Here is a 16,044-nt window from a genome sequence, read left to right as displayed (position 1 = left end):
CCTCTCATTAAAACTCGAAAGGAGGCCAGCCATGGCCCGATCCCGCACGCCCAAATTCGATGCCTCCGAGGTCATCACGAACGAAATCATCCGTATCATTGAGCGCGGCGTCCTGCCCTGGCGAAAGCCCTGGACCGCAGGCGGCAGCTCTCGCCCACTGCGCGTGGGGGGTGAGCCCTACCAGGGGGTCAACAACTTCCTGCTGACGATGCGCACCGTGATGGCGGGCTATAGCTCGCCCTTCTGGATGACGCTGCCTCAGGCCAATTCCTTGGACGCAAAGGTCCGCAAGGGCGAGAAGTCCTCTGTCGTCGTTTATTACGGCCAAAGCCGGAAAGACGCGGGCGGCGCGGACGACCGCAGGGATGGCGATGATCGCTCCGAGGATGCCCGCGTCTTCCGCTTCCAGAAATCCTACCGAGTGTTCAATGCCTGCCAGATCGATGGCCTGCCCGACAGTTTCTACCCCGACCCGGAGCCCGCGCCCGAGCATCCGCCGTCCGAGCCCATCCCGCACATGCAGGCGTTTTTCGATGCCATCGACATCACGACCGTCTTCACGGGGACGGAAGCCTACTATCTGCCGCCCGTGGACAAGGTCTACATGCCATCCATCACGCGGTTCCAGGACCCGCGTAATTTCTACGGGGTCTGGGCGCATGAGCTGGCCCATGCCACGAAGGCCCCCCATCGACTGAACCGTGATTTCGGGTTCTCGAAGTTTGGCAACACGTCCTATGCGCGCGAGGAGATCGTCGCGGAATTGACCTCGGTGTTCCTGGGTCAGACGCTCGGCTTCACGGCGCATACGCTCGAGATGAATGCCGCCTACCTCCACAACTGGTTGCGCGTTCTTCGGTCGGACAAGGGTGCGATCTTCAAGCACGCCGCAGATGCGCAGCGCGCCTGCGACTATCTGATCGCCAGATCGGAGACGGGCAGGGCAGGGCGCAGCGCCGAGGCGGCATAACAGACCTATTGCGGCGAAGCGGAAAATGGAAGGTGTGAAAACGGAATGACGAATGTGGTGATGACCACGGATGGCGGCAATGCGCAGGGAGCGGAGTTTGCAAAGTGTGAGCTGTTTCCGACAGCGGCCATTCGTGTAGAATGCGGCGAAAGCCAAGTGCGAGCCCTTTGTGCCTACGTCCGTTATTCCACCAGTCACGAAGTCACGTCAGAGCAGATTGCGTATGAAATATTATGAGACCTTGGAAGATTGCGGCATGAACAACTACGCAGATATCGGATTGGCTATCGATCTAGCCGCAGATGCCGGAAACCTTCCGAAACTCAATGAGTTGGTGTGCACGATTGACGCATTGCTCGGCCAGGAGGGGCAGAACAAAGCCGTTTTGTTCTATTTTCGAGCCAATGCCTATTCGGCTCTTCGAACGACTGATCCCGAGTTCCAAGAGCGCCAGTTCGATTGGGAGCAACCGGAACTGACCAAGGAAATCATTTCTCTTCGAGAAGCAATCCGCTCTTCGGAGTTCGCGGACTTGGATATCGTTCGGCGTTGTCAGGTACTGACAAATTTGGGCAATGCTCTCGATGCCGTAGGCCGACCGATTGATGCACTCGCCGCTTGGGACGAAGCGCTCCAGATTGAACCGAAATTTGCAATGGCCCTGGCGAACCGTGCCAGCGGGCTATCTGGTTACAGTGCAGCATTCTACGATCCAGGGCATCAATGCGTTTTCTTGGCCGAGGCCGCGAAAGGATTTGAATTTGCCCTTGCAACCGATGCCATATGGGACAGTGAATATCCCGACTCCGTGCGAGAACAGCTTGAAGCGAAGTATCAGCATGTCCGTGCATACTTGGCGGTGAACTGTGATCTGGCTGGCTTTGATCCCGACAAGTATGAACTCGGTGACACGTCTGACGCGCGAGCTTTCAACTGTTGGCGCTTGCAGCATCGCTTGTTCCTGAACCCGCTAAATGACATCGGGGCGCACAGCATCGCCGCACAAGATGTGTTTCATCTGCCCAATCACACTTATGGCTTAGACGAGCCCGTGATTTTTCCAAGATACTTTGACCTTCTGAAACAGGAGTATGTCGCTGCATGCACCTTGCTGTTCGAAGGGCTGGAGGGAGAACGGGTTTACGCGGCTGACCAAACCTTGTTGGGGTTCGAGCACGCTGACTATGCCATCAACACGGTGCAAACCGAGAAGCAAAAGGCCGCGTTTCGCATGGCGTATTCGCTGCTCGATAAATGTGCTGTGTTCATCAACGACTACTTCAAGCTCGGCCATGATCCCCACAGTCTGAGCACTTCGTTCAGAAACGTCTGGTATTGCGGACGAGGAGCCAAGCGAGTTCTTCACCCAAACCTACCAATCAAGAATTGGCATTTGCGCGGTCTCTGTTCGCTGTCATTGGACTTGTACGAAAATGACTTCCGAGAGACTGCGTCACCTTTGGCACATCAGGCTTGCGACGTCCGCAATGCGGCAGAACACCGGTTTGTGTCCGTACATGAGATGTTGTTGCACACCGATGACATTGGAGCCTGTTTGGCACTGAGCGCCTCTGACCTGGAAAGCCAAGCTCTGCGCATGTTGCGTTTGGCTCGATCAGCGATCATCGGCTTGTCGCTGGTGGTTCAGCATCAAGAGAAACACTTGAAAGAAAAAGCGTCAGACTTGGTGATGCCGATCTTCGCCATTCCGAAGGACCCTCGTTGACCCGTGGCATCGCAGTCATCGGCCTTTGCTTTTGCCGAAAGCGACAGCACACTGTTTTTGTGGTGGTCATGGCGGGTTCCCCTTCTCCTTAGCCACTTTTGCCTACCTGGTCGTTCCGCACCATGTCCGCTCAGGGCTGACAGCGGCCATGCTTCCGAAAGCCCCAATAGCCGCATATCCCGCACACCTGACTTTTGGATTTATTCGGGCCGGGTAGGTTTGTCTGGGTTCCTCCGCCAAGCGGAAAAGAAAAAGCGGGCTTTGGGAAGGGTGTTTCAACTTCTCAAAGGAGATCCCCATGCCCATGACCGTTCAACTCCAGCCAGACCGTCCGGATCCGAGTGTGATCGCTGTGCAGAACGACGCGTTTCGCAAACTTGCATGCGTTGGGGTGCCGCCCGCGCAACCCATCCAGGGCCGCATGCATGTCACCCGCTCGCTTATGGAGGCCGGCGATGGCTTCATGGCCGAGGCGGTCAAGGCAACCGGTGAGTTTGCCACGTTCGAGCCTGAGAATGATCCCGAGGGCTGGCACGATTTCGGGGCGGTCGAGATCCGGGGAGAGACCGTGTTCTGGAAGATCGATCTCTATGAAGCAGACTCGGACTTCCGCTATGGCGCCGAGGCCCCGGACAATCCCGCCACCACCATGCGCGTGCTGACCATCATGCTGGCGCGCGACTGGTAGGGCAGGGGACACCCTCTCCTGACACCACAGGCGATGAAGGCCCTCTGACCCCTCAAAGGGAAAGTGGGCCTTTTGTCGTGGTGATCCCTGAAGCCGGGGATTGGCCACGCCCGCGCGCACGCGGGCCACACCTCACCCTCCTGGAAGGATATCCCATGACCACAAGCTTTGCTCCCCTTACCGTCGCTATCGGCGATCTCGTCCCGCATCCAGCCAATGTGCGCAGCAACGCGCCGGAAACCTACGACCCCGAGAACATTGCCCATCTGAAGGCCAGCATCGCCGTACTGGGCCTGCTCCAGCCGCTCCTGGTCCAGAAGCTCGACGGCAAATATGCTGTCCTTGCCGGTGGCCGACGCCATGCAGCCCTGAAGGAGCTGATCGCCGACAAGGCCACCAAGGGGTTCACTGCGAAAACCAAGGTCGACTGTCGCCTTGTCCCAGACGACTGCGACGTCACCACGGCGTTGTCTCTTGCCGAGAACATCACCCAAGCGCCGATGAATGCCATCGACGAGTTCGAGGCCTTCGCCCGGATGATGGAGATCGACGGCCAGACGCCCGAGACGATCGCCAAGATATTCGGCACGACAGTCGCCGCCGTCAAAGGCCGATTGCGTTACGGCCTGATCCACCCCGACATCCGCGCCGCGGCCCGGGCCAAGACGATCACGCTTGATACGATGAAAGCCTTCGCCGAGCACCCGAGCCAGGAGGTGCAGCGCGAGGTTTTCGAGGCGCTCATCAAAGACGGCGGCTATGTGCAGGCCTACACCGTCCGCCAAGCACTGAAATCCCGCGGTGTGCAGGTCAGCGATGATATCGGCGCTTTCGTGCGCGCGGACTACGAGGCCCGCGGCGGCGCCGTCGCAGCCGATCTGCTGGATGAGCATTCCGTGCTTGAGGATGCGGCTCTGGTCGAAACCATCCTGCTCGAGAAGCTCGGTGCCGCTGCCGAAGAGGCCCGTATGAGGCTGGGCTTTGCCTGGGCCGATGCGATGGTCCGCTATGACTACGCGACCCTGGCCGACTACGGACGCGTCTATCCCGGCCCGATCCAGCCCGACGAGGCCGCCCAAAAGCGCATCGATGAGATCACCGCCGAACTCGAGAAATTGCAGTTCGAAATGGAAGATGAGGGGCTCGAGGACGGTGCCTACAATGCCCTTTACGACCGCGTCGACGCCTTGGAAGAGGAAGCCCGCGATCTGCAGGAGGCCTACAGCGCCGAGGACCTCGCGCGGTCTGGGGTGATCGCGTCGTGGCAGGGTGGGCAGGTGACCCTTCATGTTGGCCTCGTCCGCCCGGAGGACACCGTCAAAGAGGAGGGCGCGCGCGGCTCCTCGGCTAACCCGACCGGGGAGGAGGCCCCGGATGCCGGCGAAATCACTTATCCAGCCTCACTGGCAGAGGACCTCAAGACCGAGCGAGCTATGGCCCTTGGCGCCGCGATGGCGCTGCATCCGGAGGCCACGCTCGATCTGACGCTCTTCAAGCTGGTGAGCGACGTTCTGGCCAGCGGCATGAGTGTCACGCAGGCGATCAAGATCGATGCCCGCAAGGAATACCGCAACCACGCCAAGATGGACGAGATCGACGAGACCTCGCTCGAGCAGGTGGCGGCGGCGCATGATGCGCTTGATCTGTCCTGGCTCGATGACAGCCGCGCGCCCGCCGATCAGTTTGCGGCGTTTCGCGCCCTGAAGGCCGGCGAGAAGGCCAAGCTCGTCGCCTATGCCACCGCCAGCACCACGCGGTCCTGCTTCGCGCGGGACCGCCAGCGCGACAGCCTGATGCATGCGTTCGAGATCGAGATCATGCCCGACATCCGCGCCCACTGGACGCCGAATGCGGCGCTCTTCAACCGCTTCAAGAAGGCTTGGCTCCTGAAGATCCTCGGCGAGGATCTGGGTCTCGCCCAGGAGGCGGTGACGCTGGCCTCGTCGAGCAAGAAGGAGATCGTCGCCTTTTGTGACAAGCTCTTCGCCGAGCCCTTCGCCACCCTCACCGACGCGCAGCGCGCTGCCGTGGCCGCCTGGTGCCCGCCGATGATGCAGACCAACGGTGTCACCTTTGATGAGGCGGAGCCCATCGCGGAATCTCCGGAGCCTGACAGCGAGGTCGCGCAAGCGGCCTGAGCCTTTACGCGACCCGCGCGTGGGCCATGCCACCCGCGCGGGTCGACCCTCCCACACCCAACGAAAAGACATCCCTATGGCTATTCTCAAGTTCTCTGCATCCGCTGTCGCGGCGCAAATCGCACATGCGCGCGCCTGCAAAACCTTCCTGCCCAACTGGAACGGGCCCGTGGACAGGCCCGCCCTGATCCTGATCGTCGGCAACGGTGTGCATCTGCGCTCAAACGGCATCGATGGCACGACCACCCGAATCGTCACCACCGAACAGGCCGATCCCTCCTTCGCCTTCGCCGACGGCATGAACCCGTTTCGGGACACCGACTGGATGGCGCAGCGCCGCATGGCGTTTCGCGATCTGACCGGCCAGTTCTACACCGACATCCTGGATGACGTACAGGTTCTCATCGACCGGGGGCGGGGGGCCATCCGGCTGGCCACCGATGGCCACAGCATCCGCGTCTTCGTGCGCCGGGCCTCGGACTATCTCATCGGCAGGACCTACGAGGTGCCCTCGGGCCTCGGCGGCACCTTCCGGGTCATCCTTAAGGATGCCTGCGACACCTTTGCGATCGTGCAGAACTGCGGCAATTCGGCGTTTTGGGAATTCGATGATGATGAAGCAGCACCAATGTCCCGAGAGCGCGCAGCGCGGCAGGGTATTGGTGCTTCGACATATTCCCATAAACGCTGCGAGGATTTCGACGCCATGCAGCCCTACCGCGTGCCGCTCGATGCGCTGATGGAAATCGATGACCGGAGGGCGGCGTGATGGGTTGGCTCTTTTACACCGACGGCCGCGTCCAGACCTACGCGGATGAGAAAGCGGAAATCGCCCGGCTCTGCACTTTCGAGGGCGACACGCGCAAAACTGAACTGGTCAAGGCCTGCAAGGTGGGTTCGACTTGGTACGCGGCGGCAAAGGTCACAAATATCGACAGCACCCCTGTCGAAGACACGACCTATGTCACCGATGCGGATGGCTCCATCACTTTCGCCGCCGTATTCCTTACCCGATATGATGACGGCTGCTGGGGCTACAAGGACATGGAGGAAAGCGCGGGACCGGTCGAATCCCGCGCGCCACTGAGCCTATTGGCCCTGCTGTCCGAGCTGAAAGACCCAGACAGCTATGCTCATGCCTGGCGCCAGCGCTGCCAGGACTGGGCTGCGATCCCGGACTACGAGGAAGGCGACAAGATCAAGCTCGCAGCACCTGTGACGCTCACCGATGGCAGTACCTGCCAGATTGTCACCGCGACCCACTACAGGCGCGGGCGGCAAAAGCGCCGCTGCTACCGCATCGAGGAAACCGGCGGGCTCGTGCGCCTGTCGAAAGCCTCGCTCGCGGGCTCGGAGCTACTCAGCTCCGCGAAAGGTGCTGCCAGCCCGGTGCTGGCGGAGTATCTCGCGGGGCGACATTAGGTCCTGCGCCGGACGGTTCATCGGCCTGCCCGGCGACAGCAGATCCTGCAGCTTATCTTGACATGGCAATGCAAATGCATTACCTATCGCAGGCAGCAAAGACCCCCATTCTTTCAGGAGACTGCCATGACAGCGCTCGCACAAGATGTCTCGAAACTCACGGATCGGTATCAGACGACCGTGCCGGCGGGTGTGCGCAAACAGCTCAAGCTGGGCAAGGGCGACCAGATTCGTTACTGCACCGAGCCGAGTGGCAGGGTCTATATCGAGCCCGTGCGCAGCGATGAGGAAGATCCCGTGCTCGGAGCCTTTCTCGATTTTGTCGAGGCCGATATCAAGGCGCATCCGGACCGCATTCGGGCGTTCGATGGGGCTTTGCATGACCGTCTTGCAGCACTGGTCGGAGACGTTGACGTCGATCTCGATGCGCCGCTATCGCTCGAGGATGAATGAGCGGCGATAGCGTGCCCGCCCAAGCGCCCCTTGTCGTAAACGGATGGTCGATTTATGCGCATCCGCTCTTTCTGGATCAGCTCGAAGGGCTGACCCTGGAGGTCGAGGCGCGTAAGGCACGCGATCCCAAGACCTGGCGCAAGAAAAACCCGACGAAACGGCTGGCCGCCATCTTCAAGCTGGTCACCGAGGCCATACCTGCAGATCCGGGTGCCGCCGCCTTCCGGCAAGGCGGCACACTCGGCGATCACCGCAAGCACTGGTTCCGGGCGAAATTCTTCCAGCAGTATCGGCTGTTCTATCGGTTCAACAGCGATGCGAAGGTCATCGTGGTGGCGTGGGTGAACGACGACAAGACCCTGCGCGCCTACGGCAGCAAGACGGATGCCTATGCGACGTTCAAAGGGATGTTGGAAGATGGCAATCCACCTGACAATTTCGACGCGCTCTTGAAAGAAGCAGCGGCGGCGGACAAGCGGTTCGAGACGTCCCTTGAAGCAGCGCCCGATCGGTAAGTGGGGTCGAATGCCCGAAGGGGCGGAATCCCACGCTAGGGCTGCCAGTAAGGGGGTCGTTCTGCGTTTCAATCTCCCGTCACCATTGGGCCGAGTGAAATAGGCGACATTGGTTTATAACATGGCTGGTAGATGAAATTCTCAGAAGTCCCTCCTTATTCGTACACCTGCCGTTCGCTGCATCGTGTACGAACTGGTAAGATGCGGACAATGTTACCTTTCGCTGCGGCTGCACCAACGGCTGGTTTTAAAGTCGGTCGTTGACATTATAAGTCATGGATCATAAATGACGTTTATGACAGATCATTCCTCGACCAAAGAAACGATTATTGATATTCTGCACGTGGCCAATTGGCTTCAGGGCCGGATTGCGGAAATCCTTGCGCCTCATAACGTGAGCCTGCAGCAGGTCAAAGTTTTGGCGATTATCGCCAGTCAAAAAGACCAATTCGCGACCGTCGGCACAATCCGCGAGCAAATGCAGGACCCGATGTCCAACGTGTCCCGCTTGCTGAACAAATTGGTTGAAAAAGGCCTGGTCAGCAAAGAACACGGCACCGATGATCAACGTATTGTCCGTATTCACCTGTTACCCGCTGGGTACGACGTGATGACAAAAAGCCGTCAAGCCATTGATAATGGTCTTGATGCACTCTGCCACCTTAGCGCCGATGAGCTTGGGTCTCTCTCCGCGCTGCTATCCAAAATCAAAATGTAGCAGCAATTATTTATGCATATATCGTCCATGACATATAGTGTCATGACACCAAAGGAAAACTAATGAAGCAAGACACCTCAACGAAAAAGACAGCCGTCCTAACCGCCTCATACTCGGGGCTGGGTTTTGAACTTTCACGCCTGCTTCTTGCGGATGACTATCGGCTTATCTGCGTCGATAGGAATACAACCAAAAGCACCAACGCTCGTCAGGTTTTGTTGTCCGAGTATCCAAGTGTCGAGATCGTATCTGTGACGGCGGACATGGCGTCTTCGGCCTCGATCACGCAGGCGGCACAACGCATCTTGGAGCAGGTGGCCAACATTGATGTGTTGTTTCATGTGGCCGGCGCCGCCACCGCGAAGCCAGAGTTTTCCTCGGCCGGGAACGAGATGCACTTTCAGGTAAACACTCTGGGACCTATCGCATTGACCCATGCGCTGCGTCCGGCCCTTTCTTCTGGGGATAGCAACGCTGTGGTTGTTGTCGTCGGCTCAAGCGCCATGAAAATGGCGAGAACCCTGAACGTCGAGACATTGATCAATCCACCAAAGTTCAAAAAGATGAGCGGCCCCTATGCGCAGTCCAAGCTCGCCATCACAACCGCTCTTGCTGCATTGAGCGACGATTACAAGGCGGAGGGCATTTTGCTTCGTGTGGTTGATCCCGGTCCCAGCCGCACAGCCATGTCAAAAAGTGACGCCATGCCATGGATAGTTCGTCGCATTCGACGTTGGTTCCCATTGCCAATCGTTGGCGCCCGCAAGATATTTTCAGCGGGTGTTTCGGAGAAATTTGGCTCGGAAACAGGCATTTATATAGAACGGGACAAAATCGTTAAGCTGCCTGCCCCAGCGACCAATCAAACGACTCAGAAATTATTGATGAGGTTAATTGCGGAATGCGAACAATCCAGCGCTGAAAAAGCGCCATGAAAGTAGTCATTCTGGGCGCAGGTGTTGCTGGTTTGTGTAGTGGGATTGCTCTTATTCAACGTGGGTTCAATGTGGAAATCTTTGAGCGAAGGGCTTCACCAGCAACAATCGGTGCAGGCGTTGTTCTGTGGCCAAACGCAACGCTTGTTTTGAAACAACTAGGGCTATTGCCAAGGATCAAGAAACTGTCTGGCGCACCAAACCAGATGCGTAGAGTCTCTTCGTCTGGGCAAGCGCTCGGAAACCTCGACATCGAAATGATCAACGAACAAATCGGGGGCGGCAGTTTGTCCATATCACGCAGCGCCCTGATTGACGTCATGTATCACGCCTTCCTTGAGGTCGGTGGCCGCGTTCATTTCAGCCAGGAAGTTGCTGAATTGACATCTAAGAGCGATGTGACGAAGGCAAGTATCCGGTTTCGATCAGGGCTTGTCCTCACACCAGAGATCATTATTGGGGCTGAGGGGCGAATGAACTCTCCGTCTCGGCAATATGTTCTGGGGCACAATACCCCCGTTTTTCAAAAGTTCATAAACTGGGTTGGCATAATTGAGACTGAGCAAAGTGACATAGACAACAAGGTCATTTTCGATTTTTGGGGAGTAGGCGCACGGTTTGGGATTGTTCCCTTGTCGCCCCAGAGCGCCTATTGGGCAGCAGGCGTTACTGCCAGTAAGGTAGGAGAAAATAAGCCAGAATACTATAAGGACGAGATGTTGGCCGTGTTCAACGCGTGGCCAACTCAGGTCACAGATCTGATACGGGACACGCCAACACATAAGATCAACAAGATCTATGTTCATGATCACGACCCCGTCGAAACTTGGCACCGAAATAACCTGATACTCATTGGTGATGCGGCGCACGCTCCGCTTCCGACCTCCGGACAGGGGGCATGCCAAGCCATCGAAGACGCTTGGCACATTGCGCGAGCACTGGAGCAGAGCGGCAGAGACACACTGAAAGCGTTCCAAAATTTCACGGACACTCGACATGCAAGAACCGCAGGGATCACAATGGCAGGCCGTCAATTCGCACAGACTGTATTTAGTGACGACCCTGAGTTTTGCCGTGCGCGTGATGAAGCAAGCAAGTCTGCTGACTTTGGTATCCTTGCCAAAGCGATGGCAGTCGGGTGGGCAAACCCGTTCGGAAATCTACTGGCTAAGGAGGCTTAAACTTTACATCGCTAGCAGACATTCGTGGGTCGCGCAGCATCGGTCAGTTTGGGCTCTGAGTCAGATTTCGCCGCGCTTTCAATGAACGGCGGCTTTGAGCTTCACGTAGGATTCTGCCCCCTCCGGAATTCGAATCCTAAGTGGCCCGACTTGATTTGACCACAATGGCATTGCCGTTTACGTCACCACGCTGGGTGATGTAGCAACGACCCATAGTAAAGTGGAAGAAATCGCAATGGACCCAACGGATAAGGAAGGGCCGGATTTCGGCACCGATGAACAAGGCGCGCCTCACCTGACGGGGCACCGTTTCCCAATTGCTGTGCGCGTTGCAGACATGCCCGATGACCTCGGCAGGCTTCTCGGCCCGGGTCTCGAGGAGCACTTCCGTGGTCGCTAAAGCGAATTCGTATGACGCCTGGTTTTGCGCGCAGGTGCAGGCCGCGCTGGAGGATGCACGCTCGGGAACATCTCAGGTTCAGGTGATGCAGGCCGCACAGGCATTGATTGATGCGAAGCGGCAGGTCGAACCCAAGTCCTGACCAAGCCTTGGGGGGCAGCGCGGTCTGACCCCCGTCACCCTGAAAAGCGAAAGCGGGCTTTTTGTCCTTTGGAACTCAGACCCTGATCCAAAGGAAACCCCCATGTCTAAGCCCAAACCGGCAAACCCGGCTCTCTCAATCCCCCACCCTGACCTCGTCTCCGTCCTCGCGAAGATCTGCGCGGAGGTCGACCTCCAACCCCTGCGCAGCTCAGCGCTCGCGCGCATCATGCGCGAGACGTTCCATGGCAGCGATGCCGGCGGTGCCTGGGACTGGCGCATGGCCTATGACCTGATGCAGGCCGCGGCTGTTCAGGTGCTGCTGCGTGGGGACGGCGCGGCAGGTGACATCGCCGCTGCAAGGCTGCTTGCCTCACGGCTGCTGACGGAAACCCGCCGCTCCGAGCAGCAGATCCGGCTGCAGCAATTTTCCACGCCGCTGCCATTCGCGACCATGGCGGTGCGGGCCGCAGCGATCCGCAAGGGCGAGACCGTGCTGGAGCCCTCGGCTGGCACCGGTGCCCTGGCTGCTTTCGCCGCCCGGGCCGGTGCCACGCTTCTGCTCAACGAGATCGACCCCTTTCGCCAGCGCCTCCTGCGCGCGGTTTTCGGCGGCGAGGTGACGGGCCATGACGGTGAGCATATCGATGATCTGCTGCAGACGCCGGTTCTACCCGACGTCGTGGTGATGAATCCGCCCTTCGCCTCCTCGGTCGATCGGTCGCGGGACAAGCACATCGCCGCCAAACATCTCATCGCGGCTGCAAAGCGTCTCGCGCCCGGTGGGCGGCTGGTGGCGATCATGCCGCCGGGATTCACGCCCGAACGCGATGCCGCGCATTGGTCACGCGCCTGCGGTCTCCTGACGCCGCGCTTGGCGTTGACGATGTCGGGGCAGGTCTACCGCAAGCTCGGCACCTCTGTCGAAACCCAGCTGATGGTCTTTGACAAGGTGCAGGAGGACGGCGAAATGATCCGCGTCACTGTACGGGATCTGGATGAAGCCTTGGCATATGTCGATGCCGTGGCCGCAACCAGGACCGAGATGCGCCCCGTACAACAGGCAGCGGCGATCCCTAACGGGCGGCCGACCGTTCCATCCTCTGTTCCGCGCAAGACCGCCGCTGCGCCTGTCGCCGCCTCAAAACCCCGGGCCAATGCCGTTGTCCCGCTAGTTTTCACGAGCCTTGATATCCCGCGCGACAACACGCCGATCTCGGACATCTATGCGCGCTATCGTCCGCAGCGGATCGAGATCGCGGGTGCCCAGGAACATCCCACCCCGCTCGTCGAAAGCATCGCCATGGCCTCGGTTGCACCGCCCATGCCCTCAAACACGGGCAGTGATGACTTGCGCCTGCCCACACGGTTGATCGAGGAGGGAGATCTCTCCGAGGCGCAGCTCGAGACCATCATCATGGCACACGATGCCCATGGGCGCGACCTGCCGGGGCGGTTTACGATCGATGACGACCAGACCAAGCTGACGCGCACCGATGATGACCCGGATGCACGTGCCTATCGCCTTGGCTATTTCCTCGGCGACGGCACCGGTTGCGGCAAGGGCCGCGAATGCGCGGGGCTCATTCTCGTGAACTGGCTTTCCGGGCGCAGGAAGGCGATCTGGGTCTCCAAATCCGCCACGCTCATCGAGGATGCCATCCGCGACTGGACCGATCTCGGCGGCTCGCCAGCCGACATCCAGCCGCTCTCCAAATGGAAACCGGACCAGCCCGTCCCTATGGGTGACGGTATCCTCTTCGTCACCTACGCCACGCTGCGGTCCGCGGGCAAATGCGGCACCACGCGACTGAGCCAGATCCTCGACTGGATGGGCGCAGACTTTGAAGGCGTCCTCGCTTTTGATGAGGCCCATGCCATGCAGAACGCGGCAGGGTCCGAGCAGGGCAGGGGGGTCAAACCCTCCCAGCAGGGCCTTGCTGGCCTCCGGCTGCAACTGGCAGCACCCCGCGCTCGCGTCTTCTACATCTCGGCCACGGGTGCGACGAGCGTCCACAACCTCGCCTATGCCGCGCGGCTGGGGCTCTGGGGGCAGGGCCCCGAATACCCCTTCCCAAGCCGCGAGAGCTTCGTTTCTGCGATGGAGGCAGGCGGCGTCGCTGCCATGGAGGTGGTCGCGCGCGATCTCAAGACGCTCGGGCTCTACACGGCGCGTGCCCTCAGTTTTGATGGGGTGGAGTATGACGTGCTCGAACACGCGCTGACCCCGGCCCAGATCGAGATCTACGACGCATACGCGGGTGCTTTTCGGATGATCCACCACAATCTTGAAGCGGCGCTGACTGCGACCGGCGTCAACGACGCCTCGGGGGAAACTAATGCGTCGGCCGCACGCGCCTCGGCCAAGTCCCGCTTCGAGAGCACGAAGCAGCGCTTCTTCAACCATCTCCTGATGGGCATGAAAGCCCCGACCATCATCCGTGCGATCAAGGACGACCTGGCGGCAGGCAATGCTTGCGTCATCCAGGTTGTCTCGACAGGCGAGAGCCTGCTGAAGCGTCGGCTTGAGGCGATGGACCCGGAGGATGAACTCGTCGAGGGTGCCTTGACGCCGCGCGACTATGTTCTGGGCTACCTCGAACAGGCCTTCCCGATCCATGCGCAAAAGCTGGTCGAGATCGACGGCAACATGGTGGCGGAACCCTTGCGCGACGAGACCGGCGCGCTGGTCGTCTCGCGCGAGGCGCTCGCCCTGCGCGATGCGGCAATGATGGAACTGATGACACTGGCGCCGATCCCCTCGGCGCTCGATCAGATCCTCTGGGCCTTCGGCGATGAAGCCGTAGCCGAAGTCACCGGGCGCTCCATCCGCCCTTTGAAGGCCGAGGATGGTCATCTCTTCATCGAGAAGCGCGCCGCCAGCAGCAATTCCTCCGAGACCCAAGCCTTCATGGAAGGCGAGAAGAACATCCTGATCTTCTCCGATGCGGGTGGCACGGGCCGGTCCTATCACGCGGCGCAAACGGCGAAGAACCAGAAACGGCGGCGGCACTACCTGCTGGAGCCCGGCTGGCGCGCCGATGCGGCCATCCAGGGGCTGGGCCGTACGCATCGCTCGGCCCAGGTAAGCGCGCCCTTCTTCCGGGTCTGCACCTCAGATGTGCATGGCGAAAAGCGTTTCACCTCGACTATAGCCAAGCGCCTCGACCAGCTAGGGGCCTTGACCAAGGGTCAGCGCGAGACCGGCTCGCAAGGCATGTTCCGCGAGGAGGACAATCTCGAAAGCCCGATCGCACGGGCGGCTCTGCGTGGGTATTTCGCCGATCTTGCCGCCGGGCGCGCTGAGGCGATGAGCCACGAGAGCTTCACCGACTGGACGGCCCTGCGGCTGATCGACAAGGATGGGGTGCTCCTTGAGGAGCTTCCCCCGATCCAGCGGTTTCTCAACCGGGTGCTTGCCCTGCCCATCCACATGCAGAACGCACTCTTTGCCGAGTTCATGCGCCGGATTGCTGATCAGACGGAACGTGCGCGCGCGGCGGGCACGCTCGATCTCGGCGTGGAAACCCTGCGCGGCGAAAAGATCGAACAGGTCTCCACAGAGGATCTCTGGACCTGCCCGAAATCCGGCGCCGTGACGCGGATCATCGGGCTGGAGGTGACCGACCCGGTCCACGTCCTTGGGGCCGAAGAGGCCATGTCGCGCAATCCCGACAAGCTGCCGATGGTCAACCGAGCGTCTGGCCGCGCGGCGCTCATCTCGGCGCGGCCCATGCAGATGTATGACGAGGATATCGTCACGCTCATGCGCAAGGCGGTGCGGCCCAATGGCTCCAGCTACCTCGAAGAGACGCGCTTCGAGTCCTCGGCCTGGGAAGACATCGGAAGGCCCGAGTTTGCAGGACTTTGGGATGCCGAGGCCGCATCCCTGCCCAAGACCACCACGACCAAGCTCTACCTGTTGACAGGACTGCTGTTGCCGATCTGGAAGGACATCCCGACCACCAATGAACGCATCTACAGGGTCACGCCGGACGGGGCGACAGCGATGATCGGGCGCACGCTGAGCGAAGAAGGGGCGGCCGCGCTGCGCGCCCGCTTCCTCGTCTCAAACCCGCAAACACCGCAGGAGATGTTGACCGCTGCGCTCGGCACCACGGCGCCGGTCGATCTGGGCCAGGGTCTCACCCTGACCCGTCGCCGGGTCGCAGGCGAGATGCGTCTCGAGCTGGGCGGTGCGGATCGGGGCATGATTGAAGGTCTCAAGGCCATGGGGTGTTTCACGGAGATCATCGCCTTCCAGTTGCGGGTGTTCCTGCCGCATGGGGATGGGATCGACACATTGGGCATCCTCTCCCGGATTGTTGGAACCGGACCAGACGCCACGCGGGACGTAACTTCAGTGGCAGCAGAATAGGCGAGGGGACGATCATGACACTCGAAGAGATCAAAGCCGCCATCGATGCCGGTCGGACCGTGCATTGGGCCAACACCGGCTACCGCGTGCACAAGGACAGCCTCGGCCAATACCTGATTACGTTTGAGCCGAACGGCAGCACCTTCGGGCTGACCGACCGGAGCGGGCAGCGGTTGAACGGGGAGGAAGCAGAGTTCTTTATCGCTGGACCGGAGGGTGGCGACGAGAAGAGCCAGGACAGCCAACTGAGAGCAGACGGGCAGGGGAGGGGCGTCGTACCCGGCGGGGAGGTGGCACAATCTCTCAGGCGACAGCGCTGAACTGAAGGTTGGGAAGAAAGGAAAGCGAGCTTTCTGGTTTGTGATCCCAGGAGGGGTCG

15 protein-coding genes are annotated in these 16,044 nt (G+C 59.9%); 14 read left to right on the top strand and 1 reads right to left on the bottom strand.

Features of this window, described 5'->3' with window-relative positions; all coding sequences use genetic code 11:
- Positions 1–31: 31 nt before the first annotated feature.
- From C0U40_RS18080 to C0U40_RS18030, 11 genes are all read left to right on the top strand, one after another.
- A complete protein-coding gene (locus tag C0U40_RS18080) occupies positions 32–970 on the top strand; it encodes an ArdC family protein (RefSeq protein WP_101657212.1) in 939 nt (312 codons plus the stop codon).
- A gap of 223 nt (positions 971–1,193) precedes the next feature.
- Positions 1,194–2,696 carry an LA2681 family HEPN domain-containing protein gene (locus C0U40_RS18075; RefSeq protein WP_101657211.1) on the top strand — a complete coding sequence of 501 codons (1,503 nt, stop codon included), beginning with the start codon at positions 1,194–1,196 and terminating at the stop codon, positions 2,694–2,696.
- A 298-nt stretch (positions 2,697–2,994) separates the two neighbouring features.
- Complete coding sequence (locus C0U40_RS18070; protein ID WP_101657210.1) at positions 2,995–3,384, top strand: DUF3768 domain-containing protein; 390 nt, start codon at positions 2,995–2,997, stop codon at positions 3,382–3,384.
- Positions 3,385–3,539: 155 nt separating this feature from the next.
- Positions 3,540–5,522, top strand: coding sequence for a ParB/RepB/Spo0J family partition protein (locus tag C0U40_RS18065; protein ID WP_101657209.1), 1,983 nt, complete (start codon positions 3,540–3,542; stop codon positions 5,520–5,522).
- 76 nt (positions 5,523–5,598) lie between these two features.
- Positions 5,599–6,291 carry a regulator gene (locus C0U40_RS18060; RefSeq protein WP_101657208.1) on the top strand — a complete coding sequence of 231 codons (693 nt, stop codon included), beginning with the start codon at positions 5,599–5,601 and terminating at the stop codon, positions 6,289–6,291.
- On the top strand, positions 6,291–6,944 hold the full coding sequence (locus C0U40_RS18055) for a DUF6927 domain-containing protein (RefSeq protein ID WP_101657207.1): 654 nt from the start codon (positions 6,291–6,293) through the stop codon (positions 6,942–6,944). Before C0U40_RS18060 ends, C0U40_RS18055 begins: the two co-directional genes overlap by 1 nt.
- Before the next feature lie 126 nt (positions 6,945–7,070).
- Positions 7,071–7,397 carry a type II toxin-antitoxin system PrlF family antitoxin gene (locus C0U40_RS18050; RefSeq protein WP_005668772.1) on the top strand — a complete coding sequence of 109 codons (327 nt, stop codon included), beginning with the start codon at positions 7,071–7,073 and terminating at the stop codon, positions 7,395–7,397.
- On the top strand, positions 7,394–7,912 hold the full coding sequence (locus tag C0U40_RS18045) for a type II toxin-antitoxin system YhaV family toxin (RefSeq protein ID WP_101657206.1): 519 nt from the start codon (positions 7,394–7,396) through the stop codon (positions 7,910–7,912). Before C0U40_RS18050 ends, C0U40_RS18045 begins: the two co-directional genes overlap by 4 nt.
- A 286-nt stretch (positions 7,913–8,198) precedes the next feature.
- Positions 8,199–8,630 carry a MarR family winged helix-turn-helix transcriptional regulator gene (locus C0U40_RS18040; RefSeq protein ID WP_101657205.1) on the top strand — a complete coding sequence of 144 codons (432 nt, stop codon included), beginning with the start codon at positions 8,199–8,201 and terminating at the stop codon, positions 8,628–8,630.
- A 62-nt stretch (positions 8,631–8,692) separates the two neighbouring features.
- Entirely contained in the window at positions 8,693–9,565 is an 873-nt protein-coding gene (locus C0U40_RS18035) for an SDR family NAD(P)-dependent oxidoreductase (protein ID WP_101657204.1), read from the top strand.
- On the top strand, positions 9,562–10,746 hold the full coding sequence (locus C0U40_RS18030) for an FAD-dependent oxidoreductase (RefSeq protein ID WP_101657203.1): 1,185 nt from the start codon (positions 9,562–9,564) through the stop codon (positions 10,744–10,746). The genes C0U40_RS18035 and C0U40_RS18030 overlap by 4 nt, the downstream gene beginning before the upstream one ends.
- A gap of 136 nt (positions 10,747–10,882) precedes the next feature.
- Here C0U40_RS18030 and C0U40_RS20250 read toward each other — a convergent pair whose 3' ends face one another.
- The gene (locus C0U40_RS20250; protein ID WP_180957744.1) at positions 10,883–11,131 is read right to left on the bottom strand and encodes a hypothetical protein; all 249 of its coding nucleotides are present in this window, start codon (positions 11,129–11,131) and stop codon (positions 10,883–10,885) included.
- Positions 11,132–11,135: 4 nt separating this feature from the next.
- On the opposite strand from C0U40_RS20250, the gene C0U40_RS18025 reads away from it, so the two are divergent.
- The 3 genes from C0U40_RS18025 (at position 11,136) to C0U40_RS18015 (ending at position 15,985) form a co-directional block, all read left to right on the top strand.
- Complete coding sequence (locus tag C0U40_RS18025; RefSeq protein WP_101657202.1) at positions 11,136–11,288, top strand: StaA; 153 nt, start codon at positions 11,136–11,138, stop codon at positions 11,286–11,288.
- A gap of 102 nt (positions 11,289–11,390) precedes the next feature.
- Positions 11,391–15,665: a strawberry notch family protein gene (locus C0U40_RS18020; protein WP_101657201.1), complete on the top strand. Its 4,275-nt coding sequence runs from the start codon at positions 11,391–11,393 to the stop codon at positions 15,663–15,665.
- A gap of 14 nt (positions 15,666–15,679) precedes the next feature.
- On the top strand, positions 15,680–15,985 hold the full coding sequence (locus C0U40_RS18015; protein WP_101657200.1) for a hypothetical protein: 306 nt from the start codon (positions 15,680–15,682) through the stop codon (positions 15,983–15,985).
- Positions 15,986–16,044 lie beyond the last annotated feature (59 nt).

Origin of the sequence: Neptunicoccus cionae (assembly GCF_002860325.1) — a bacterium.
Taxonomy (GTDB): domain Bacteria; phylum Pseudomonadota; class Alphaproteobacteria; order Rhodobacterales; family Rhodobacteraceae; genus Amylibacter; species Amylibacter lutimaris.
This window is presented reverse-complemented; position numbering and strand designations above follow the sequence as displayed.